The following is a 21,635-nucleotide window of genomic DNA, read 5'->3' on the forward strand; positions in this document are numbered from 1 at the left end:
GGCTGCTGGGTGGCCTGGTCGTGGGGCCGGTCCGCTCGGCGAAGTCTCCGGCAGACCATCGATCAGACCATCCCGACACCGCCGCCCGACTGGCAGCCTCGGCATCGCCTGTCGATGTTGAACGAGCCGACCCGGCGGTATCCCGTCCTCGCACCGCGCAGCTAGAACGCCACCGGCCCGTTGACCCGCAGACGCACAGCCGCCGCCGAGCGGGTGCTCGGCGGCGGCTGTGGCTGCGCTCAGATCAGTGGGTACGCGCCGGCGGTCGCCCGCCGAAGCCGCGCCGGTCGTCCCGGCCCCGCCCCTCGGCCCGGAAACCGCCACTCCGGCGCTCGGCCGGGCGCGCGTCGCCCCGGTCACCGAAACGCCGCTCGGCGTGCGGGCGGTCCTCCTGGCGACGGTCACCGAAGCCACCCGGCCGGTCGTCGTACCGCCGCTCGTCGCGGTCGTACCCGCGCCCGGCCGCCGGCCGGTGCCGGTCCCCGAACGGGCGGTCGGCGCGCTCGCCGAAACGCCTGTCGTCGCGCTGGCCGCCGAAGCGGTCGCTGCGCTGGCCACGGTCGTCGGACCGCTGCTCGCCGAAGCTCCGGCCGTCGGACCGCCGGTCGCCGAAGCTCCGGTCGTCGCGACGCTCCGGCCGCCCGAAGCGGCGCTCGCCGCCACCGGCCCGCTCGCCCGAGTAGCGCTCGCCCGCCGGACGGTCGCCGAACCGGCGGTCACCGCCACGGTCCGCGAACCGGTCGCCGGACCGCTCGCCCGTGGGCCGGTCGCCGTAGCGGCGCTCGCTCCGGCCGTCGCGGTCGCCGAACCGGCGCTCGCCACGGTCGGAGAAGCCGCCCCGGCCACCCCGGTCGAAGCCCCGGCCGTCCCGGTCGCCGAAGCGGCGCGGGCCGCCGCGCCGCGGCTCCGGCTCGTCCCGCACGGGTACGCCGCTGGGCTCGCGCGCGCCGGTCAGCTCGGCCAGTGCCTCGTCGCCCGCCCGGACCCGGGTCTCGGCCGGCTCGACGCCCGCCTTCTCCATCATGGCCAGCGTGGTGCGGCGCTGCTTGGGCAGCACGAGCGTCGCCACCGCGCCCGACTCGCCGGCCCGAGCCGTGCGGCCGGCCCGGTGCAGGTAGTCCTTCGGGTCCTTCGGCGGGTCCACGTGCAGCACCAGCGACACGCCGTCGACGTGGATGCCGCGGGCCGCCACGTCGGTAGCGACCAGCACGGGCGTGCGGCCCTCGCGGAACTCGGCGAGCGTCTTGGTGCGCATCCGCTGGGTCTTGCCGCCGTGCAGCCCACCGGCCCGCACGCCGACGGCCGCGAGCTGCTCGACCAGCCGGTCCACGCCGAGCTGCGTACGGGCGAACAGCATGGTGCGGCCCTCGCGGGCGGCGATGGACGCGGCGACCGCGAACTTGTCGTGCGGCGGGATCAGCAGCAGGTGGTGGTCCATGGTGGACACGGCAGCGGTGGCCGGCGCGGTCGAGTGGGTGACCGGGTCGGTCATGAACCGCTTGACGAGCGTGTCGACGTCGTTGTCCAGAGTGGCCGAGAACAGCAGCCGCTGCGCGTCCGCCGGGGTCTTCGACAGCAGCTGGGTGACCTCGGGCAGGAAGCCCATGTCGGCCATCTGGTCGGCCTCGTCCAGCACGGTGATCTCGACGTCGTCGAGCCGGCAGACGCCGCGCTCGATCAGGTCGCCGAGCCGGCCCGGGGTGGCCACGACGATCTCCACGCCGCGGCGCAGCGCGTCGATCTGCCGGTCGTACGGCACGCCGCCGACGGCGGTCTTCAGGAAGACGCCCACCGACTTGCCGAGCGGCACGAGGGCGTCGTTGACCTGCATGGCGAGTTCACGGGTGGGGACCAGGACGAGCGCGCGGGGGTGCAGCGGCCGGGCCCGGTTGCGGTCGGCGACCCGGGCGATCACCGGCAGGCCGAAGGCGAGCGTCTTGCCCGAGCCGGTCTGGCCCCGGCCGAGTACGTCGCGGCCCGCGAGCGAGTCGGGCAGGGTGGCCCGCTGGATCTCGAACGGGGTGGTGATGCCCTGGCGGGCGAGCGCCTCGACGAGCTGCCGGGGCAGGCCGAGCGACGCGAAGTCGACGGCGTCGGAGTTCGGGTCGACGGACGGGGACGTGCTGGATTCAGCGAACGTGGTCAAGAAATGCCTCTCGAGCGGGGCGCATCTTCGCGATGGCCCGCCGCGGCCTGTCACGCCGCCGAATCGCCCGCAAGATCGCCCATGAGCGCGCAATCGGGGCGCGCCAGGTCAGTAATCGGAGACAAGTGTACGGCGCTTCGCCCACTCCGCCACGGCAGCGCGAGGCGGTAGTGGGCGGGCTCACCCCCGTCACTCGACCGGCATGGCTCCGGTCAGGCCGCTGAGCGCGTCGTTGGCCAGGAAGACCACGAGCAGACTGATCGCGATGAGCATGGTGAGCGCGACCGCCAGCACGATGATCACCTTGGCGTTGCCGCCCCGGGCCGCCGGGCTCTCCTCGGACCAGCCCTGGGCCAGGATGTGCCCGGTCAGCGAGCCGGAGTTCTCCAGCGGATTGCCCTGCGGGAACGACACGGTGGCGAAACCGGGTCCGTCCGTCCCGCCGCCGTAGACGGCGCCGGCGAGGTCCGTGCTGCCGGACTGCTGACGTACCGGACGGGTCGCGTCGGCGTCGCGGGCCGGCGTGGCCGGCGGCGGCCAGGTCGGCAGCGCCGGCGCCGGGACCGCGGGCGGCGGCGGGGCGGAGACGGGCGCGGCGGCCCACGCCGGAGGCGACTCGGCGGAGGACGCCGGAGTGCCGGTCGTGGCCGGCGGCGCGGACGGGAAGGGCGTGGTGGCCGGCGCGGGCGGCACCGCCGAGCCGGCCGACGGCGTGGCGAACGACGGCGGGCCCGCGGTGACCGGTGGCGTGACGAACGACGGCGCGCCTGGGGTGGCCGACGGCGTGCCGAACGACGGGCCTGCGGTGGCCGGTGGCGCGGGGAACAGCGGCGCGGGCAACGGGTTCGCCGTGGCCGTCATCGCCGGTGGTGGCGGGAACGGAGGCGCGGGCATCGGACCCGGTGGGGGCGGCGGCGGGGGCACCGCGGGTCCGGGCGGCGGCACCGGCGGCCCCGGTACGGGCGGAACCGGCCCCGGTGGGGTGGGCGCCGGCGCGGGCGGCGCGGGCGCGGGCGGCGTGGGCCGGAACGGCGGCTCCGGCTCCGGCACCGGCGGCGCGGGCGACGGCGGGGTCGGACCCGGTACCGGGGTCGGCGCCGGCTCGGGCTCCGGACCGTGCGGGGCCGGGGGCTGCGCGGGCTCCGGCGGCTGGGCGGGCTCGGGCGGCTCCGGGTTCACCGGACCCGCCCGGTAGACGGTCGCGGCGGCGGGAGCGGCCACCACCGAGGCGGCGATCTCGTCGGCGGACACCCGGCTCAGGCCGGGTACCGCGGCGCTGGCCCGGGCGTGCGCCGTCCCGCCTTGCCCGGCCGGCTTCGCGGACAGCGCGGCATTGAGCCCGGCGGGCTTCGCGGACGGCGCCGCATCGAGGTCGGCGGGCTTCGCGGAGGGCACCGCACCCGGCCCGGCCGGTTGCTCGGCGAGGGCGGGGGACGCGGTGCCGGAGTCGGCGGACCCGGCTGCCGGGGCGCCGTCCCGGGGATCGGTGGCGGTGCTTCCGGCCGCGTTCTCCGGCCCGCCCGGCGCGGCGTCGCGGTTCGGTCGATCGTCGGTCGCGACCGCATCCGCGCCGGTGGCGTCCTCACCCGGCGTCTCGCCGCCCGCCGAAGTCGACGCGCCAGCCGGAGTGGACACGCCAGCCGGAGCGGCCGGTGTGGACGAGTCGGCGGGAGCGGACACGGCGGGAGCGGACACGGCAGGCGGAACGGCCGGGGCAGCCGAGTCGGCGAGGGCCGTCGGAGTGGGCACGGGCACCCGGGCGGAACCGGAGACACGGGGAGCCGGGATACCGGCCGCCGGGCCGTCCGGCGTGGCCGGGGAGGGCGTACCCGCAGCGGGTGTGCTGATGGGGGCCTCGGGCGTCGCCGGGCGTTCGGCCACGGCGAAGGCGGACCAGGTCGACGGGGGAACTGTCGCGCCGGGCTGACGCCGGTCCAGCGGCGGGGCGTCCGCCGGGGTGCCCGCGCGGTACGTGGTGGGGCTCGACGGCGCCGCCGGCGGCTCGTCGCCGGCGGGAGGCGGTACGGCCGCCCCGGCGACGGTCACCCGTGCCCGCGCGACGGCCACCGGCCCGGGGCGGGCCGCTGCCGGGCTGTCGTCGGCAGGGTCGGCGGCGTCGGGCGTCGGTCCGGGGTGGACCTTCTCCGCCGGAACCTCGTGCTCGCCCATCTCGCCCCTCCGCACCTACGCTCGCCCCCGACCGTGGCGCCGGCCGAAAGTGCCTGGATCTCACCGTGCCATATTCCGGCCCGGGCGCACAGCCGGAGTGCGGGTTGGGTCAGTCGGCGCTGCCGCTCGCGCTGGCAGAGGCGCTGGCGGAAGCGCTGGCGGACGTGCTGCGCGACGGGGCGACGCTGCTGCTGCTCGGGGCGGCGCTGGTGCTCGGCGCGGCGCTCTTGCTCTCGCTCGGCGTCGGCGTCGGCTCCCCGGGCGGGCTGGGCGGCGTGCTGGGCGTCGGGCTGGAGGTCGTCGGGTCCGGCGTGGGCGTGGTCGGCCTCGGGGTGGTCGGCGTCGGCCTGGGGGTCGTCGGCGTCGGCTTCGGCGTGGTGGGCGTCGGCTTCGGCGTCGGGGACGACGGCGGCGGGGTGGTCGGCACGGGCGGCGGGGGAGCCGGGGTGGCCGGGGCGGCGACGGCTCCGATCACCCGGGTCGCGGCGTAGAGCCGGGACCAGCGGACCACCGAGATCTTGACGACGTCGCCGGTCCGGGGCGCCTCCACCATCTTGCCGTTGCCGATGTACATGGCGACGTGGTGGATGCTCGTCCAGCTGCTGCTGGAGGCGAAGAAGAGCAGGTCGCCGGGGAGCAGCGCGTTCGGTGAGACGGTGCGGGAGCGGGTGGCGTAGTACTGGTCCTTCGCGACCCGCGGCAGGCCCTTGTAGCCGGCCGACCGGTAGGAGGCGAGCACCAGGCCGGAGCAGTCGAACCGGTCCGGGCCCTCGGCGGCCCAGAGGTACGGGTCGCCGAGCTGGGCGAGGGCGTAGCGGACCGCGGCGAGCGCCTTGGGGTCCGCCGCGAGACCGTCGATGCTCTGGTTGACGACGTACGAGCTGCCGAGCTGCTGCTCGGCGGCGTCGGCCAGGCGCTCGATCTCGAGCAGCTTGGCGGCGTTCTCCTTGCGCAGCGCGACGAGCGTCGTCTCCTGCTTGCGCAGGTCGGTCTCGGCGCGGGTGAACTCGGCGGCCTTCTCGGTCGCCCGGCGCTGGGCCGAGTCGTGCGCCTCCCGGGCGATCCGCTCGGCGTTCGTGGCCCGGAGGAGTTCGCCGGTCACCGACGTGGTGGCGCCCTCGGCCTTGTCGCCCCGGGTGATGCGCTGGAGGTTGGCGAAGTCACGCAGGCTGGCGCCGAACTCGCCCGGCGGCAGCGCCGCGTCGGCCTTGACCGCGTCGGCGGCGGCGCTCTTGGCGTTCTCCTGGGCCCGGGTGAGCGCGTCCTCGGCTTCCTTGAGCCGGGTGGCGGACTGGGTCAGCTCGGCCTGTGCGGCGTCCCGCTCGCCCTTGATCCGCAGCATTTCCTCGCCCAGCAGCCCGACCTGGGCGTCGAGCTGGTTGATCTGCGCGATCAGCGGGCCGTCGGCCGGGTTGGTGACGCCGGTGGTGCCGCCCGGCAGGCCCGGGACGGTTACTCCGGGCACGCCCGGAACGCTGCCGGGCAGGCCGGGGACGCTGCCGGGCAGTTGCAGGGGGCCGGTGACCTGGGGGCGGGAGCCGGTGCTGGGCACGGTGTCGGGCAGCGGGTCGGCCCAGGCCGGGGTGGCGAGCGCCGCCGCCGCGACCGCACCGAGGAGGGCGGACCAGAGGGCCGGACGCAGGACCGGTGAGATCACCGGCTGCCGGCCTCGTCGCCGCCGGGCCTTGGTGCTGTCGGACATTCCGCTCCCCGTCCGGTCTGGTGCCCGCCACGCGAGGTGGGGCGTGTCAGGACAGGACGGCACTGGTGTGTGTTCCGCCCCACCCTGTCTTACCTCACCGTCGCAGCGATGTCGATGTGCGGAGAGTGACGGCGGGTGAACTGGCTCGACCACGTCGGCGGCTGGTCGGACCCGCGACGTACGCTCGATCGGGAACCCAGGGGGAAGGACGTGGCTTTCGGATGGACGCCGGACTCAAGCGCGAACTCGAAGCGAAGGTGTACGCCGGGGAGCGGCTGACCCGCGAGGACGGCATCGCCCTCTACGACAGCGACGACCTGACCTGGCTGGGCCGGCTGGCCCACCACAGGCGTACGGAGCTCAACGGCGACCGGGTGATGTTCAACGTCAACCGGCACCTGAACCTGACGAACGTCTGCTCGGCGTCGTGCGCGTACTGCTCGTTCCAGCGCAAGCCGGGCGAGAAGGACGCCTACACGATGCGGATCGACGAGGCGGTCCGTAAGGCCAAGGAGATGGAGGACGAGCAGCTCACCGAGCTGCACATCGTCAACGGCCTGCACCCGACGCTGCCCTGGCGCTACTACCCGAAGGTGCTGCGGGAGCTGAAGGCCGCGCTGCCGAACGTCAACCTCAAGGCGTTCACCGCGACCGAGGTGCAGTGGTTCGAGAAGATCAGCGGGCTCACCGCCGACGCGATCCTCGACGAGCTGATGGACGCCGGCCTGGAGTCGCTGACCGGCGGCGGCGCGGAGATCTTCGACTGGGAGATCCGCCAGCACATCGTCGACCACAACTGCCACTGGGAGGACTGGTCGCGCATCCACCGGCTGGCCCACTCCAAGGGCATGAAGACGCCGTCGACCATGCTCTACGGCCACATCGAGGAGCCCCGGCACCGGGTCGACCACGTGCTGCGGCTGCGCGAGCTGCAGGACGAGACCGGTGGCTTCCAGGTCTTCATCCCGCTGCGCTACCAGCACGACTTCGTCGACTCGGCGGACGGCAAGATCCGTAACCGGATCCAGGCCCGCACCACGATGGCCTCGCCGGCCGAGTCGCTGAAGACGTTCGCGGTCTCCCGGCTGCTGTTCGACAACGTGCCGCACGTCAAGTGCTTCTGGGTCATGCACGGCCTGTCGGTGGCGCAGCTCTCGCTGAACTTCGGCGTCGACGACCTGGACGGCTCGGTCGTGGAATACAAGATCACCCACGACGCCGACTCGTACGGCACGCCGAACACCATGCACCGCGACGACCTGCTGCACATGATCTGGGACGCCGGGTTCCGCCCGGTCGAGCGGAACACCCGCTACGAGATCGTGCGTGAGTACGACGGGCCGCCGTCGCTGGCGGAGCGCCGGTCCGAGCCGCAGCAGGTCTGGGCCTGAGCGGGCGATGAGCGGCGAGGAACAGCAGCGCGCCTTCCCCCGGCGTGACGCCGAGGGGCGCATCCTGACCCTCGGTGACCTGCTCGGCGTGAGCCTCGCCGGCCTGGTCATCGGGGTGCTGGCGCTGCTGGTCTTCGAATGGGCGTTCGCCACCATCGGCGACAGCGGCTTCGGGGGCACGAACGGCTGGCTGGCGGTGATCCTGCCGCTCTGGTTGTTCTGGGACGAGTTCCGGGCCTGGGAGTTCGGCGCCGCCCGGGTGGTGGCGGCGCTGGCCGGCATCGCGCTCGGCGTGCTCGCCGGTCTGCTGGCCGCCGGACTGGCCTCGGGGCTGCCCGCGCTGTTCACGGGAGCGTTGGCCGCGGCGGTGTTCACCGTGGTCTACGCGGTCGTCTGGTTTCATGGCGTGCACTGGCTGGCCCGGCGTACGGGCTGAGGCACGAAGAGAGTGGGAATGCGGGAATGAGCGCGGCGCTCAAGTACACGCTGGGCCGGATCGGGCTGTTCGTCGTCGTGCTGGCGGCCCTCTGGTTCGTCGACATGAACATGTTCCTGCGGCTGATGCTGGCGCTGATCTTCTCCGCCACGCTGTCGTTCTTCCTGCTCAAGGGCCTGCGGGACCAGATGGCCGGGGAGATGGCGGAGGCGGCGGAGCGGCGTCGCCTGGAGAAGGACCGGCTGCGCTCCGCGCTGGCCGGTGAGGACCAGGCCGAGCCGGAGGGCGAACGCCGCGACAGCTGAGCGGACCGGCGGGGCCCGGCGCGCGACGTCGCGCCGGGCCCTTCGCCGTTCACCAGCCGGTCGAGCGGTTCACCGGATGGTCGAGCCGCTCACCAGTTGGTCGAGCCCGGGACGACCGGCCACGGCCGGTCGACCGGCTTGATCAGGTACGCGATGCCGCCCGAGCCGGAGGCCACTGTGCCGTTGGCCCGGTAGCGCTTGGTGCGCAGCCAGATCTGCTCGAACTGCTCCCGCTTGTAGACGTTGCGCACCGCCTCGTTCGAGGAGGACGCGGGGTCGTTCACGATCACGTCGCCCTCGGCGGTGAAGCCGACGATCACGAACAGGTGCCCGGCGGTGCCGTAGTTGGCCCCGTCGAGTTCGCTGGCGAGGAACGACTGCGAGGTGACCACCGGGATGCCGGCCTTGATGAAGCGTTCCGCCTCGTCCAGCGAGTGCAGCCGGGTGACCCGGCCCTCCAGGCCGGGGAAGCTCGCCGCGTACGCGGTGTTGAACGGCCAGTTGCCCGCGCCGTCGTACTCGTAGTCGTAGGTCATCCGGGCGGCGTGGTCGACAGTCGGGTCGGGGTAGGCGGGGTCGACCCAGGAGGTGTCCTCGGCCGAGGGCTTGCGGCCCCAGTACTCGACCACCATCTCCGTCGAGGTGGGTGAGCACCACGCCTCGCCACCGCCGTTGTACTCGGGGTACTCGCCGATGTGGACGTTCTGCGAGTAGCGCGGCACGGCCAGCTCGGTGCCCCAGGCGATGCCGCCCCGGCTCGGGGTGACGGTGAACCGGTCGGGCACGTTCGACGCCATCGCGCCGACCATTCGGACCTGCGGCGCGGCGGTCTGGCCGGGCGCGCGGTAGAGCGTCAGCCGCAACTGGTACGAGCGCAGCAGCACTCCGGCGTCGGCGTCGTCGATCGAGAACGTGTCGGTCCAGATGCTCGACCAGGGGTCGCCCTGGCCGTCCAGCGTGGACCGCTTGATGTCCTGGTCGCCGGAGGCCCAGCGGCCCATGACGAACCACGGGGTCTGCGCCCCGGTGTTGTACGTGCCGTGCAGCTCGACCTGGATCCAGGTGCCGGCCGGGGTGGCGGCGTTCCAGGACGCGACCATCTCGCTGGCGTCGAACCCGATCCGCCGCTCGGGTGAGGTCCAGGTGGCGTACTCCCAGGTGCGGGTCGTGCCGGTGTGCTCGTCGGTGAACTCGGTGGTGCCCACCGGGCGGTCGATGGTCAGCGCGGGGTGGCGGCCCGGTACGGCGCGGGTGCCCTGGTGGGAGCCGCTGCGCCAGTCGGGGAAGCGGGAGAACTCCTGGAACGTGATCTGTTCGTCGTGTGTGACGCCCGGCCGCGGGGCTTGTGCCTGGGCCGGTGCGGTGGTGCCGAGGAGGGTGAGCGCGGTGAGGCCGGCGAGGGCGGCCGCGCGCATGGGTCGTCCGAACATGGCAGCTCCACGGGGAGACGGCATCGTTGCCGTTCACTGTCGCGCCTGGCGGGAAGTTTCGCCAGATGTTCAGGCATGGAAAATCATTGCCGAAGTGACGATCAGGTCGGGATGACTAAAGGAAGAGACAGATATTGATATGACCATGTGTCTCCTGGTGGAGTGTGCGGACAACGGGAGCTCTCCCGTACCCCCAGGAGGTTGTCCATGGCCTTCCGCACCTCTCCGTTCCGCCGCCGGCTGGCGCTCGCCGCCGCCGTCGGCCTGACCATCGTCAGCGCGGCCGCCGCGCCCGCCGTCGCCCGGCCCGCGCCGGAGGGCTCCGGCGAGCCGGCCACCGTCGCGTACCGGGTGCTCGGCCCCCGCACCGCCGCGGACCGCACCGCGGTCGCCGGCACCGGCGCCGCCATCGACTACTCCGAACACGGTGTGTTGCACGTCACGGCCACCAAGGCCGAGGCGAACGCGATCACCCGGCTCGGGTTCCGGCTCGAGAAGGACGTCGTGCCGGAGCACGACCACGCCGACGGGGGCATGACCGCCAACGCGTTCCCGCCCGCCGACTCGAACTACCACGACTACGCCGAGCTGACAGCGGTGGTGAACAAGGTGGTCGCCGACCACCCGACCATCGCGCGGAAGCTGAGCATCGGCACGTCCTACCAGGGCCGGGACCTGATGGCCGTGAAGATCTCCGACAACGTCGCCACCGACGAGGCGGAGCCGGAGATCCTGTTCAACGCCCAGCAGCACGCGCGTGAGCACCTCACCGTCGAAATGGCGATCTACCTGCTCAACCTCTTCACCGACAACTACGGCAGCGACTCCCGGATCACAAACATCGTCAACACCCGGGAGATCTGGATCGTCCCCACCGTCAACCCCGACGGCAGCGAATACGACATCGCCACCGGCTCCTACCGCTCCTGGCGCAAGAACCGGCAGCCCAACAGCGGCTCCACCGCCGTCGGCACCGACCTGAACCGCAACTGGGGCTACCAGTGGGGCTGCTGCGGCGGCTCGTCCAGCTCGAAGTCGTCGGACACCTACCGGGGCCCGTCCGCCTTCTCCGCGCCGGAGACCGCGGCGCTGCGCAACTTCGTCAACAGCCGGGTCGTCGGCGGGGTGCAGCAGATCAAGGCGAACATCGACTTCCACACCTACTCGCAGCTGGTGCTCTGGCCGTACGGGTACACGTACAACAACACCGCCACCGGGATGAACACCGACCAGTACAACACCTTCGCCACCATCGGACGGCAGATGGCGGCGACCAACAACTACACCCCGGAACAGTCGAGCGACCTCTACATCGCCGACGGCACCAGCATCGACTGGATGTGGGGCGCCCACAAGATCTGGGCGTACACCTTCGAGATGTACCCCGGCTCGGCCTCCGGCGGCGGCTTCTACCCGCCGGACGAGGTGATCCCGGCGCAGACCTCACGCAACCGGGAAGCCGTGCTGATCCTGTCCGAGTACGCCGACTGCCCGTACCGGGCGATCGGCAAGCAGAGCCAGTACTGCTGACCTCACCACCGGGTGGGAACCCCGGTTCCACCCCCGCCGGGGTTCCCACCCACCCCCACCGTCCGGACGATCTCCGCTGGTCGTGCGCTACCGTGGCACCGACCGTGCCACAGCGAAGCCGGTGCGAAACCGGCGCTGTCCCGCAACTGTGATGCCCCGTACGCGCGGCGTCGGCCTCCCGCCGGCGCCGACGGACGTGGGACGAGCCAGGTCGCCTGCGGCCCGGTCGCGACACGCGCTCTCGAGGAAGGGCGCCTCGCGGACGGGCCTCTCTTCCTGTCGGCGAAGCACCACACTCCTCGACCGACAGGAGGCTTCATGTCCCGACGTACCCCCCGGCTCTTCGCCACCGCGCTCGCGGCCGGCGTGCTGCTTCTCGGCGGTTGCGCCGAGAAGACCTCGACCGACACCCCCGCCGCCGGCGCCTCCGGCGGCGCGTTCCCGGCCACCGTCGGCAAGCTGACGCTGGAGAAGCGGCCCGAGAAGATCGTCTCGCTCTCGCCGACCTCCACCGAGATGCTCTTCGCCATCGGCGCCGGCAAGCAGGTCACCGCCGTCGACGACCAGTCGAACTACCCGGCCGAGGCGCCCCGCACCGACCTGTCCGGCTACCAGCCGAACGCCGAGGCGGTCGCCTCCCGCAACCCCGACCTGGTGGTGATCTCGGACAACCTCAACAAGATCGCCGACCAGCTCGTCGCGCTGAAGATCCCGGTCCTGCAGATCCCCGCCGCGGCCACGCTCGACGACACGTACCGGCAGCTCACCGACCTGGGCACGCTCACCGGCCACCGGTCCGAGGCCGAGGCCGTGGTGCAGAAGATGAAGGACGACATCACCGCGCTGACCAAGGACCTGCCCAAGCGCACCGAGAAGCTGACCTACTTCCACGAGCTGGGTCCGGAGCTGTACACCGCGACCAGCAAGACGTTCATCGGCACCATCTACGCGCTCGCCGGGCTGGAGAACATCGCCGACCCGTCCGACGCCGACGGGAAGAACGGCGGCTACCCGCAGCTCTCCCAGGAGGTCATCGTCAAGGCGAACCCCGACTTCGTCTTCCTGTCCGACACCAAGTGCTGCAAGCAGAACGCCGACACGGTGAAGGCGCGCAGCGGGTGGGCCGGCATCAACGCGGTGAAGAACAACCAGATCGTGGAGCTGGACGACGACATCGCCTCGCGCTGGGGCCCGCGCGTGGTCGACCTTCTCAAGGTCATCGTCGACGCCACCGCCAAGGTTCCGGCCTGACAGTGGCCCTACGACAGGCGGACTCCGCCCCGAACCCGGCCGGAACGCCTCGGGCGTCCCGGCCGGGCATCCGGTCGCTGTCCCGCCCCGGGCGGCGCGGGGCGCCCGGCGCGGGCGGCGCCCCGGTCCGGCCCGCCGGGCTACGCAAGCGCTGGCTGCTCGCCGGAGTCGTGGCCGTGTTCGTCGCGCTGGTGGCCGGCGTCTCACTCGGCCCGGTCAGCCTGCCGCCCGGCAGCGTCGCCGCCGAACTGCTCAACCTGCTACCCGGGGTACGCCTCGACAGCGGGCTCACCGAGCGGGAAATCGCGATCATCACCGAGCTGCGGCTGCCCCGGGTCGTGCTCGGCCTGCTCGTCGGCGCGCTCCTCGCCCTGGCCGGCGGCTGCTACCAGGGCGTCTTCCGCAACCCGCTGGCCGACCCGTACCTGCTCGGCGTGGCGGCCGGCGCCGGCTTCGCGGTCACCACGGCGATCGTGCTCGGCGCCGGAGCCGGCGGGGCGCTGACCGGGCTGCCGATCACCATCCCGCTCGCCGCGTTCGTCGGCTCGCTCGGCGCGGTCGTGCTGACGTACCTGCTCGGCGCGGCCGGCGGACGGGACCGGTCACCGGCCACGCTGATCCTGGCCGGGGTGGCGGTCTCGGCGTTCTTCGGCGCCGGGCAGACGTACCTGCTGCAACAGCACTCCGACAACATCCAGCAGGTCTACTCCTGGCTGCTCGGGCGGCTCGCCACCGCCGGCTGGCACGACGTGTGGCTGGTCCTGCCGTACTTCGTGCTCACCGCCGTTGTGGTGCTGCTGCACCGGCGTGAGCTGGACGTGCTCTCCGTCGGCGACGACGAGGCCACCGGCCTGGGGCTGCACCCGCAGCGCTCCCGCTACCTGCTGATCGCCGCCGCGTCGCTCGGTACCGCCGCCGCGGTCTCCGCGTCCGGGCTGATCGGCTTCGTCGGCATCATCGTGCCGCACACCATGCGGCTGCTCTTCGGCTCCAGCCACCGGATCATCCTGCCGCTGTCCATGCTGTTCGGCGGCGCGTTCCTCGCGCTCACCGACGTGGTCGCCCGTACCGCCGCCGCCCCCGCCGAGATCCCGATCGGCGTGGTCACCGCGCTGCTCGGCGGCCCGTTCTTCGTCCTCGTCCTGCGTACCGCCCGCCGGGTGGCGATGTGAACGCCCCCGCCGTGCGCGTGCACGACCTGCGGGTCGCCCTCGGCGGCAACCCGATCCTGGCCGGCGTCGACCTCACGGTCTCCGCCGGTGAGTGGGTCACCGTGATTGGACCCAACGGCGCCGGCAAGTCGACCCTGCTGCGCGCCGTCGGCGGCCTGCTGACCGGCCCGGGCGAGGTCGCACTCTTCGGTACGCCGATCGGCGCGCTCCGCCGCCGCGAACGGGCCCGGGTGGTGGCCACGGTGGCCCAGTCCCCGGTGGTGCCGGCCGGCATGTCGGTCTTCGACTACACGCTGCTCGGGCGTACCCCGTACATCCCGGCGCTGGGCCGCGAGTCCGCCGCCGACCTGGCCGCCGTGCACGAGGTGCTGGACCGGCTCGACCTCGGCCCGTTCGCACACCGTGAGCTGGCCACGCTCTCCGGCGGCGAGCGGCAGCGCGTCTTCCTGGCCCGGGCGCTGGCCCAGGGAGCCACCCTGCTGCTGCTGGACGAGCCGACGAGCGCGCTGGACATCGGGCACCAGCAGGAGGTGCTGGAACTGGTCGACCAGCTCCGCCGCGAGCACGGCCTGACCGTGCTGGCCACCATGCACGACCTCTCGATCGCCGGCGAGTACGCCGACCGTCTGGTGCTGCTGGCCGACGGCCGGGTGGCCGCCGCCGGTCCACCGGACGAGGTGCTCACCGAGGCCCTGCTGGCCCGCCACTACCGAGCCCACATCCGGGTGATCCCCGGCGACCACGGCCCCTTGGTGGTCCCCGTCCGCCCAACCTGACCCCACCCGCCCCGCCTTCGCGCGCCCGCCCTCTCGCGCCGTCGATCTTGCACTTCCGGCCCCGGCAAAAGGTGCGAATGTAACGCCACGAGGGCCGCAACTGCAAGATCGACGGGGAAGGGAGGGTGGGGTCAGCGGAGGGTGGAGATGGAGAAGAGGGCGCCGGACGGGTCGCGCAGGGCGGCGCTGCGGCCGGCCGGGTTGTCGCGCGGCGGGACCAGGATGGTGCCGCCCAGCTCGGCGGCCCGCGCGGCGGTGACGTCGGCGTCCTCCACCGCGAAGTAGACGGCCCAATACGCGGGCAGGTCCTCCGGCATCGGCTCGGCCCGGGGCAGCATCCCGGCGACGATCCGGGCGCCGCAGCGCCACCCGGTGTACGGCACCGGCCCGGCGGGACGTTCCTCCGGGTGCCAGCCGAAGACCAGCGCGTAGAACTCCTTGGCGTTCTCCGGATCGGGGGTGACCAGCTCGTTCCAGCACATCGCGCCGGGTGCGTTGAACAGTTCGGCGCCGCGCATCGCCATCGGCTGCCAGACGCTGAACACCGCGCCCGCCGGGTCGGCGAGCACCGCCATCCGGCCCTGCGTGGCGACGTCGAACGGGGAGACCACCACCTGCCCACCGGCCGCCTCCACCCGGGTCGCGACCAGGTCGGCGTCGTCGGTGGCCACGTACATCGACCAGACCGGCACCTGGTCCGGCGTGGCCGGCGGGCCGGCCCCGGCGACGGCCTTGCCGTCCTTCTGGAAGACGGTGTAGCCGCCCGCTTCCGGCTCGGGGGAGATCTGCCCGGTCCAGCCGAACAGCTCGGGGTAGAACCGTCGCGCGTCCTCCAGCCCCGGCGTGGCCAGGTCGGTCCAGCAGGGTGTGCCGGGCTCGACGCCGTTCACGGTGACCCCTCTCGCCGGGGACGGTCCCGCTGACCCGCCCTGTCGGCATCGTGGCACCGCCGGGTCGGCCACCGGGCCGGAACCGGACAAAAGGTCAGGTGAAGCGGCGTCCCTCGTCCCGCCGGTACGCCCAGCCGGCGGCCGCGGCGAGCACCAGCACCCAGACTCCCAGCATCACCAGCGACAGGGCGCCGGGCCGGAAGTCGGTGACCGCGGCCCAGATCAGTTCCACGGCGCCCCGGGTCGGCAGGTAGGGGGCGATCGCCTTGATGAAGCCGGGCGCGTCGTCCGGCCCGGAGAGCAGGCCGCCGCCGAACGCCAGCGGGAAGAAGATCACCTGCGCCACCACGATCGCCGCCTTGCTCGGCAGCGCGTAGCCGATCGCCAGGCCGAGCAGCGTGAACGGCACCGAGATCACCGCTACCGCGCCGAGCCCGAGCAGGAACTGCAGCGCGCTGACCCGGGCCTCGGTGGCCACCGCGGCGATCACCACCACCGGGATCATCGACACGTACGTCAGCACCAGCCCGGCCAGGATCCGCCCGGTGAGTCGCGGGGCCGGTCCGGTCGGCAGGGTCCGGGTGTACGGGTTCCAGGGCTGGTCGCGGTCCTCGGCGACACCCACGCCGTACTGGAAGATGTTGGCGCTCATCACCGCGAACGTCACCATGGCGGCGGTGGCGTAGGTGGCGCCGGTGGGGTCGTCGCCGGCGAACGGCACCACGAAGAAGAGCATCGCGGCCGCGGGGAAGAAGGCGCTGCCCACCACCGCCACCGGAATCCGGATGATCTCCAGGAGGTGGTAGCGGGCGTGGACGAGGGCGAGCGGCACGACTGTCTCCTAGGCGGGGGTGGGCGCGGGCCGGTCGCCGGCCGTGATGGCGAGGAACGCCTCCTCCAGCGAGGTGGGCCGGACCTCCAGGTCGCGGAACGCCACCCCGGCGGTGACCAGGTCGCGGACGAGCTGGTCGGCGTCGGTGGTGAGCAGGTGCACCCGCCCGTCGGCGCGTTCGGTGGCGACCACCCCGGGCAGCGTCGGCAGGTCGTCGGCGACCAGGCTGACCCGGCGTACGCCGACCATCCCGCGGATCGCCGCCACCGAGTCGTCGGCCAGCACCCGCCCGTGGCCGATCACCACGACGCGCTGCGCGAGCGCCTCCACCTCCTCCAGGTAGTGGCTGCTCAGCAGCACGGCGCCGCCGTCGGCGTGGAAGCCGCGGATCGCGTCCCAGAGCGCGTGCCGCGCCTCCACGTCGAGCCCGGTGGTCGGCTCGTCCAGCACCACCAGCCGGGGACGGCCGACGAACGCCAGCGCCACCGCCAGCCGGCGACGCTGGCCGCCGGAGAGGCCGCCGGTCTGCCGGCGTACCTGGTCGGCGAGGCCGAACCGGTCGAGCAGCTCGCCCCGGGGCACCGGGTCGGGGAAGTGCGCGGAGACGAAGTCGACCACCTCGCCGACCCGCAGCGTGCCGGGCAGGCCGGTCTCCTGCGGCGTGACGCCGAGCTGCCGCCGGCTCGCCGGGTCACGCGGGTCGCCGCCGCACAGCTCGACCCGGCCGCCGCTCGGGCGGCGCAGCCCGACCAGCAGGTTGATCAGGGTGCTCTTGCCGGCGCCGTTCGGGCCGAGCAGGCCGACCAGCTCCCCGGCCCGGACGGTCAGGTCGACCCGGTCCAGGGCCAGCACGTCGCCGTAGCGGCGACTGACCTGTTCGGCGCGGGCCAGGATCATCCGGGGCTCCTCGGGCGGCGGAAGGGTGCTCGTGCACTCCCTGTCTACCGTGCCGGGGCAACCGTCGCCGCCCCCTGTGGAACTGCGCACATCCCCTAGGCTGGTGGCGCCGTCGAGGACGGTGGAAGTTCCGACCGGACACTGGGGAGGGTCCGTGACCAGTCCGAGCAGGAATCTCGAGGTGCAGCCGGAGGCGTTGACGGCGTTCGCCGCCGCCTCCCGGGACCGGGCCGGCCAGTTCCGTGAGCTGCACCGACTGTTCCGCGACGGCCACGTGGCCCGGCACGCGTTCGGCGTGATGCCCGCGTCGTTCAGTCTCGCCGCCGCGTACGAGCAGCAGTTCGAGGCGTGCCTGGCAGGGCTGGAGGACGGCGCCGAGGTGATGGCGACGATCGCCGAGGGGCTCCGCGACACCGCCGAGGCGTACACCGGCACGGACGTGGCCAACACCGACATGTTCCAGCCGGGCGCCTGAGGGGGCGGGATGAGCACCGAGGCGCTGCAGCGCAACAAGACCTACTTCGAGCAGATCGTGTCGGGCACGCCCGACCCGTTCAAGCCGCTCTCGAACGCGGTGCTGTGGCCGTTCGAGCAGCTGCTGGAACTGGTCGCCGGCGAGCCGGACGATCTGATGCGGGCGGCCCAGCTCGCGCTGACCACCGGCGACGCGGTCCGGCGGATCGCCGGCGACCAGGTCGCCGACCGGGCCCGGCTGCGCGGCGCCTGGGACGGCGACGCGGCGGACAAGTTCCACGCCTCGATGGAGTCGATCGAGGAGGCGATGGAGGAACTGGCCAAGGGGCTGGACGGCACCAAGGAGGTGCTGGTCGACGCCGCCAATGCCGCTGTCGACGCGTTCAACCTGCTGGTCGAGCTGATCCTGGAGTTCCTGCTCTGGTTCCTGACCGAGGTCATCATCGCCGCGGTGGCGGCAGTGCTGAGCGCCGGGGTGAGCCTGGCCGCCACAGTGGTCCGGGTGCTGGCCCGGCTCGCCACCACCGTCGGCCGCATGGTCAAGATCGTGGCGCGGTTCGCGGAGATCCTCACGAAGCTCGCCACCAAGCTCCAGAAGGTCGCCGAGTTGCTCATGCGCTACCGCCAGGTGGTGCTGGAGCTCCGCAAGGCCAAGAAGGCGTACGGCGCGTTCAGTAAGGCCGGCTACACCAGGGAGGCGGTGCTGTTCAAGGCCAAGCGCGCCGCCATCCTGTTCCCGGGCAAGTTCGCCATCAACCAGGCGTCACCGGTGAACATCCCCGGTATCGGCGGCGCCCTGCTCGACACCGGCATGGGGCTGCACGACATCTCCGACGGGCGCAAGGACCGCAACTACCTGGTGGACGGCACGTACCGCGAGGATCTCGGCCCGTACACAAAGGGCGTGCAGAACGTGTTCGACTCGATCGTGAACTGAGAGGCACCCATGACGTTCCCGGCCCTGGACCGGATCGAGGCGCTGGCCCGCAACCTGGACGGGTGGCAGCGCGAACTCGGCGCGCGGATGGCCGAGCTGGAGCAGAGCAGCGCCCAGGGGGTCAGCGACTCCGGCCTGGTCACCGTGGTGGCCGCCGCCGACGGCAAGATCCTCTCCACCGACATCAACGCGCGGGCCATGCGGTTCGACTCGTACACGCTGGCCGAGGAGATCACCGCCGCGGCGAACCGGGCGCAGGAGGCCGCCGCCGCCCGGGTACGCGAGATCGTCGGCGAGGTGATGGGCAACGCCCCGGCGGCGGAGCGCCGTACCGACGACGGCTACGGCGACGGCCGATACTGAGCCGATGGACGAGACCAGATACCGCGACCCGATCGACCGGCTCGTCGAGCCGGGCGAGCGCGTGCTGGCCCACGCCAAGGCCGACGTCGGCCAGGGCCTCGCTCCGGCGCCGCCGCCCGAACCGGAGTGCACTGCCGAGCCGGGTCGGCGGACGCTCGGCTCGGTGCTGCTGAACGTCCTCCTGCCGCTGGCCACCTGGGACCGCGGTGACCGGCTGGTCGACGCGATCGGCTGGGGGATCGCCGGCCGTGGCCAACCCGGCTCGGCCGCCTCCCGCCTGCACCGCGCGCTCCGCCCGGCCCGGCCCGACCTCCAGGTCCGGGAGACGCTGCTCGCGGTCACCGACCGGCGGCTGCTGGTCTGCCGTACCGGCGGGGTCAAGCTGCTGGCCGGGCGCGAGGCCGAGGAACGCGCGCTGGCCGAGACGTCGGTGGCGTGGTCGGCCGCGCGTGCGGAGGTCGCCTCGGCCCGGGTCGGGTGGCACCGGCTCAACCCGAAGCGGCTGCGGATCGACTTCACCGACGGTTCCTGGCTGTCGTTCACCGTGCCGATCGCCGACTCCGGCCGGCCGCTGCGCGAGGTCGCCGCCGCGTTGAGCGCCTGACCGGGCCCGCTCGCCGGGCCGCGACCAGGGGCCGGGCCGCAGCAGCCCGCCCAGGTCAGGTGGCCAGCGGCGCGGGCAGCGGCTCGCGGTGCAGCACGGCCAGGCGGGAGACCGCCCGGGTCAGCACCACGTAGAGGCGGTGCAGCCCACGCGGCTCCGCGGCCACGATCGCGGCCGGCTCGACGACCACCACGTGGTCGTACTCCAGGCCCTTGACCAGCGTCGCCGGGACCACTGTGACGCGCGCCGCGGCCTCGACGTCGTCGGCCGTCGCGGTTGCGACGCCCGCGTCGGCGAGCGCCGCGCGCAGCCGGTCCACCGCGTCGTCCGCGGCGATCACACCGACCGAGCCGTCGTGCGCGAGCGCCGCCCGCACCTCGGCCACCGTCGCGGCCGCCAGGTCCTCGGCGGTACGCACATCCAGCGCGCCGTCGTGGCGAAGCGAGCGGGCCGGGGGTACGTCGACGGCGAGCGCCGGCAGCAGCCGGTTCGCGAACGCCACCACTGCCGCCGGCACCCGGAAGCCCACGCTCAGCGGCACCACAGCGGCGTCCGGCTTGCCCAGGTGGGCCAGGGACTCCCGCCAATCGGTCGCGGCCCACGGCGCGGTGCCCTGGGCGAGGTCGCCGAGAAGAGTGATCGAGCCGTGCTCGCTGCGCCGGGCGATGGCGCGGCACTGCATCGGGGAGAGGTCCTGCGCCTCGTCCACCACCACGTGCCCGAAGCCGGCGGGCCGTTCCAGCAGCCCGGCCACCTCGTCGATGAGCACCGCGTCGGCGGCGGTCCACCGGGTCGCCTTCGCGGTACGCGCGGTCTTGCCGGACCGGAACAACTCCTGCTCCTCGGGCGTGAGCAGGCCGTCCGCGGCGGCGGCGAGCGCGTCGGCATCGGTACGCAGCCGGTGCAGCAGCCCGTCCGGGGTGAGCGCCGGCCAGACCGCGTCGAGCAGGTCGGTGACCGGCTTGATCCGGCTCATCCGCCGCAGCCAGGCGTCGCTCGGCGACTCCGCCCGGCGCGCCTCCGCCTGGCGTTGCAGCAGCCCCACCACCCGCGCCCGGACCCGTTCCCGGCCGGTGGCGTAGGGCAGCCCTTCCTGGCGCGTCTCGGTGACCAGCCGGTGCAGCGGGTCGAGCCCGATCCGCCACCGGTACGAGCCGTCCGACACCATGATCGGCTCGGTGGGCGTACCGATGTGGGCCTCGACGGCCCGGCGCAGCACCTCGGCCATCCGGACGTCGTGCTTGAGCGCGGCGGCGGCCGGGTCGTCGACAGCGCGGACCGGGACCCGCGCGACCAGGTCCTCCACGGTGGCCTGCTCGACCTCGACCTCACCGAGCGCGGGGAGCACCGCCGCGATGTACGACAGGAACGCCCGGTTCGGCCCGACGATCAGCACTCCCGAGCGGCGCAGTCGTTCCCGGTGCAGGTAGAGCAGGTACGCGGCGCGGTGCAGCCCGACCGCCGTCTTGCCGGTGCCGGGCGCGCCCTGCACGCAGATCGAGTCGGCCAGGTCGGCCCGGACCAGTTCGTCCTGCTCCGGCTGGATGGTGGCGACGATGTCGCGCATCGGGCCGACGCGGGGGCGCTCGATCTCGGCGGTGAGGATGCGGCTGGCGGTGCCGAGTTCCTCGCCCCGGTCCAGGTGCTCGTCCTCGAAGCTGGTCAGCACGCCCGCGCTGAACCCGAACCGGCGGCGTACGGCGACGCCCTGCGGGTCACGCGCGCTGGCCCGGTAGAACGACCGGGAGACCGGGGCCCGCCAGTCCAGCACCAGCGGCTCGCCCAGCTCGTCGGTGACGTGCCGCCGCCCGACGTGGTAGTCCCGCCCGGCGTGGTCCGGGTCCGTCTCCCCGAAGTCGAGGCGGCCGAAGAACAGCGGCGTGGTCGGGTCGTCGGCCAGCTCCTTGACCCGCCGGGCCATGTGCCGGCCGAGCTGCTCGGCGGTGTACGAGTCACCGGCCACCTTGTCGCCGGTGGCGAAGAGCGCCTCGGCGCGTTCCCGCATCCGTTTCAGCGCGGCTCGGGAGGCGTCGAGGTGGGCACGTTCGGCGGCGAGTTCGGCGTCGAGGTCGGGCGTGGCGTCACGTTCGGGCGTGGTGTCAAGTTCGGTTGCGGGCACTGTGAACTCCGATGGCTCAACTGAGGCTCGCTCGCGTGTCCGGGGCGGTTGGCCTGCTCCCGGCGCGGGGACGTCCGCTGCGGTGCATGCTCACCGCGGCCGTCGGGCGGCCATCCACGCTACGGCCATCCAGCCGCCCGCACCACCGATTTTTCCTGCCGAGCGTGTCACTCGACCGACCCGGCTCTTAATAATATTCTTAAGTTCGGGG

The 21,635-nt window shown here is 73.4% G+C and carries 18 protein-coding genes, 1 pseudogene and 1 riboswitch; of the genes and pseudogenes, 11 read left to right on the forward strand and 8 right to left on the reverse strand.

Going from position 1 to position 21,635, the window contains the following annotated elements:
- Positions 1-244 precede the first annotated feature (244 nt).
- The 3 genes from PVK74_RS22845 to PVK74_RS22855 all read right to left on the reverse strand — a co-directional run bounded on the left by PVK74_RS22845 (position 245) and on the right by PVK74_RS22855 (position 6,017).
- Positions 245-2,146, reverse strand: a complete 1,902-nt coding sequence (locus tag PVK74_RS22845; protein WP_274477175.1) for a DEAD/DEAH box helicase — start codon at positions 2,144-2,146, stop codon at positions 245-247.
- A 189-nt stretch (positions 2,147-2,335) separates the two neighbouring features.
- A complete protein-coding gene (locus tag PVK74_RS22850) occupies positions 2,336-4,315 on the reverse strand; it encodes a hypothetical protein (RefSeq protein WP_274477176.1) in 1,980 nt (659 codons plus the stop codon).
- A gap of 109 nt (positions 4,316-4,424) precedes the next feature.
- Complete coding sequence (locus PVK74_RS22855; protein WP_274477177.1) at positions 4,425-6,017, reverse strand: C40 family peptidase; 1,593 nt, start codon at positions 6,015-6,017, stop codon at positions 4,425-4,427.
- A gap of 221 nt (positions 6,018-6,238) precedes the next feature.
- Here PVK74_RS22855 and mqnE point away from each other — a divergent pair, with 221 nt between their 5' ends.
- The 3 genes from mqnE to PVK74_RS22870 are packed head-to-tail and all read left to right on the forward strand — an operon-like array spanning position 6,239 to position 8,149.
- Entirely contained in the window at positions 6,239-7,408 is a 1,170-nt protein-coding gene (mqnE, locus tag PVK74_RS22860; RefSeq protein ID WP_043327375.1) for an aminofutalosine synthase MqnE, read from the forward strand.
- Between the two features lie 7 nt (positions 7,409-7,415).
- Positions 7,416-7,844 (forward strand): hypothetical protein, encoded by a 429-nt coding sequence (locus tag PVK74_RS22865; RefSeq protein WP_043327373.1) that lies wholly within the window; start codon positions 7,416-7,418, stop codon positions 7,842-7,844.
- Positions 7,845-7,870: 26 nt separating this feature from the next.
- Positions 7,871-8,149, forward strand: coding sequence for a DUF4229 domain-containing protein (locus tag PVK74_RS22870; RefSeq protein ID WP_113972208.1), 279 nt, complete (start codon positions 7,871-7,873; stop codon positions 8,147-8,149).
- 89 nt (positions 8,150-8,238) lie between these two features.
- On the opposite strand, the gene PVK74_RS22875 is transcribed toward PVK74_RS22870, so the two are convergent.
- On the reverse strand, positions 8,239-9,579 hold the full coding sequence (locus PVK74_RS22875; RefSeq protein ID WP_274477178.1) for a C39 family peptidase: 1,341 nt from the start codon (positions 9,577-9,579) through the stop codon (positions 8,239-8,241).
- Positions 9,580-9,786: 207 nt separating this feature from the next.
- Here PVK74_RS22875 and PVK74_RS22880 point away from each other — a divergent pair.
- The 4 genes and pseudogenes from PVK74_RS22880 to PVK74_RS22895 form a co-directional block, all read left to right on the forward strand.
- A pseudogene (locus tag PVK74_RS22880) lies at positions 9,787-11,106 on the forward strand (M14 family metallopeptidase); the annotation flags it as partial.
- Positions 11,107-11,226: 120 nt separating this feature from the next.
- Positions 11,227-11,320, forward strand: a riboswitch (cobalamin riboswitch).
- Positions 11,321-11,427: 107 nt separating this feature from the next.
- Positions 11,428-12,360: an ABC transporter substrate-binding protein gene (locus PVK74_RS22885; RefSeq protein ID WP_069088697.1), complete on the forward strand. Its 933-nt coding sequence runs from the start codon at positions 11,428-11,430 to the stop codon at positions 12,358-12,360.
- A gap of 77 nt (positions 12,361-12,437) precedes the next feature.
- Positions 12,438-13,532: a FecCD family ABC transporter permease gene (locus PVK74_RS22890; RefSeq protein WP_069088714.1), complete on the forward strand. Its 1,095-nt coding sequence runs from the start codon at positions 12,438-12,440 to the stop codon at positions 13,530-13,532.
- Positions 13,529-14,308 (forward strand): ABC transporter ATP-binding protein, encoded by a 780-nt coding sequence (locus PVK74_RS22895; RefSeq protein WP_043327362.1) that lies wholly within the window; start codon positions 13,529-13,531, stop codon positions 14,306-14,308. The genes PVK74_RS22890 and PVK74_RS22895 overlap by 4 nt, the downstream gene beginning before the upstream one ends.
- A gap of 131 nt (positions 14,309-14,439) precedes the next feature.
- Here the strand turns inward: PVK74_RS22895 and PVK74_RS22900 are convergent, their stop codons facing one another.
- From PVK74_RS22900 to PVK74_RS22910, 3 genes are all read right to left on the reverse strand, one after another.
- On the reverse strand, positions 14,440-15,198 hold the full coding sequence (locus PVK74_RS22900; protein ID WP_064448418.1) for a VOC family protein: 759 nt from the start codon (positions 15,196-15,198) through the stop codon (positions 14,440-14,442).
- A gap of 94 nt (positions 15,199-15,292) precedes the next feature.
- The gene (locus PVK74_RS22905; protein WP_174534994.1) at positions 15,293-16,030 is read right to left on the reverse strand and encodes an ABC transporter permease; all 738 of its coding nucleotides are present in this window, start codon (positions 16,028-16,030) and stop codon (positions 15,293-15,295) included.
- 9 nt (positions 16,031-16,039) lie between these two features.
- Positions 16,040-16,927, reverse strand: coding sequence for an ABC transporter ATP-binding protein (locus PVK74_RS22910; RefSeq protein WP_043327355.1), 888 nt, complete (start codon positions 16,925-16,927; stop codon positions 16,040-16,042).
- A gap of 154 nt (positions 16,928-17,081) precedes the next feature.
- On the opposite strand from PVK74_RS22910, the gene PVK74_RS22915 reads away from it, so the two are divergent.
- Genes PVK74_RS22915 through PVK74_RS22930 form a run of 4 tightly spaced genes read left to right on the forward strand, consistent with a single transcriptional unit; the run spans position 17,082 to position 19,305 of the window.
- Positions 17,082-17,402 carry a type VII secretion target gene (locus tag PVK74_RS22915; protein ID WP_043327353.1) on the forward strand — a complete coding sequence of 107 codons (321 nt, stop codon included), beginning with the start codon at positions 17,082-17,084 and terminating at the stop codon, positions 17,400-17,402.
- Between the two features lie 9 nt (positions 17,403-17,411).
- Positions 17,412-18,338: a WXG100 family type VII secretion target gene (locus PVK74_RS22920; RefSeq protein WP_043327351.1), complete on the forward strand. Its 927-nt coding sequence runs from the start codon at positions 17,412-17,414 to the stop codon at positions 18,336-18,338.
- 9 nt (positions 18,339-18,347) lie between these two features.
- Positions 18,348-18,701 carry a YbaB/EbfC family nucleoid-associated protein gene (locus PVK74_RS22925; protein WP_043327350.1) on the forward strand — a complete coding sequence of 118 codons (354 nt, stop codon included), beginning with the start codon at positions 18,348-18,350 and terminating at the stop codon, positions 18,699-18,701.
- Between the two features lie 4 nt (positions 18,702-18,705).
- Positions 18,706-19,305 carry a hypothetical protein gene (locus PVK74_RS22930; protein WP_274477179.1) on the forward strand — a complete coding sequence of 200 codons (600 nt, stop codon included), beginning with the start codon at positions 18,706-18,708 and terminating at the stop codon, positions 19,303-19,305.
- A 55-nt stretch (positions 19,306-19,360) separates the two neighbouring features.
- Here the strand turns inward: PVK74_RS22930 and PVK74_RS22935 are convergent, their stop codons facing one another.
- Positions 19,361-21,424: a HelD family protein gene (locus PVK74_RS22935; RefSeq protein WP_043327346.1), complete on the reverse strand. Its 2,064-nt coding sequence runs from the start codon at positions 21,422-21,424 to the stop codon at positions 19,361-19,363.
- Positions 21,425-21,635: the final 211 nt, after the last annotated feature.

Origin of the sequence: Micromonospora chalcea, from assembly GCF_028768405.1 — a bacterium.
Taxonomy (GTDB): domain Bacteria; phylum Actinomycetota; class Actinomycetes; order Mycobacteriales; family Micromonosporaceae; genus Micromonospora; species Micromonospora chalcea.

What these genes read in the sequence shown, in the direction of transcription:
- PVK74_RS22850 (WP_274477176.1), bottom strand. Translation starts at nt 4,315, where the DNA reads ATGGGCGAGCACGAGGTTCCGGCGGAGAAGGTCCACCCCGGACCGACG.
- PVK74_RS22855 (WP_274477177.1), bottom strand. Translation starts at nt 6,017, where the DNA reads ATGTCCGACAGCACCAAGGCCCGGCGGCGACGAGGCCGGCAGCCGGTG.
- mqnE (WP_043327375.1), top strand. Translation starts at nt 6,239, where the DNA reads ATGGACGCCGGACTCAAGCGCGAACTCGAAGCGAAGGTGTACGCCGGG.
- PVK74_RS22865 (WP_043327373.1), top strand. Translation starts at nt 7,416, where the DNA reads ATGAGCGGCGAGGAACAGCAGCGCGCCTTCCCCCGGCGTGACGCCGAG.
- PVK74_RS22870 (WP_113972208.1), top strand. Translation starts at nt 7,871, where the DNA reads ATGAGCGCGGCGCTCAAGTACACGCTGGGCCGGATCGGGCTGTTCGTC.
- PVK74_RS22875 (WP_274477178.1), bottom strand. Translation starts at nt 9,579, where the DNA reads ATGTTCGGACGACCCATGCGCGCGGCCGCCCTCGCCGGCCTCACCGCG.
- PVK74_RS22885 (WP_069088697.1), top strand. Translation starts at nt 11,428, where the DNA reads ATGTCCCGACGTACCCCCCGGCTCTTCGCCACCGCGCTCGCGGCCGGC.
- PVK74_RS22910 (WP_043327355.1), bottom strand. Translation starts at nt 16,927, where the DNA reads ATGATCCTGGCCCGCGCCGAACAGGTCAGTCGCCGCTACGGCGACGTG.
- PVK74_RS22920 (WP_043327351.1), top strand. Translation starts at nt 17,412, where the DNA reads ATGAGCACCGAGGCGCTGCAGCGCAACAAGACCTACTTCGAGCAGATC.
- PVK74_RS22925 (WP_043327350.1), top strand. Translation starts at nt 18,348, where the DNA reads ATGACGTTCCCGGCCCTGGACCGGATCGAGGCGCTGGCCCGCAACCTG.
- PVK74_RS22930 (WP_274477179.1), top strand. Translation starts at nt 18,706, where the DNA reads ATGGACGAGACCAGATACCGCGACCCGATCGACCGGCTCGTCGAGCCG.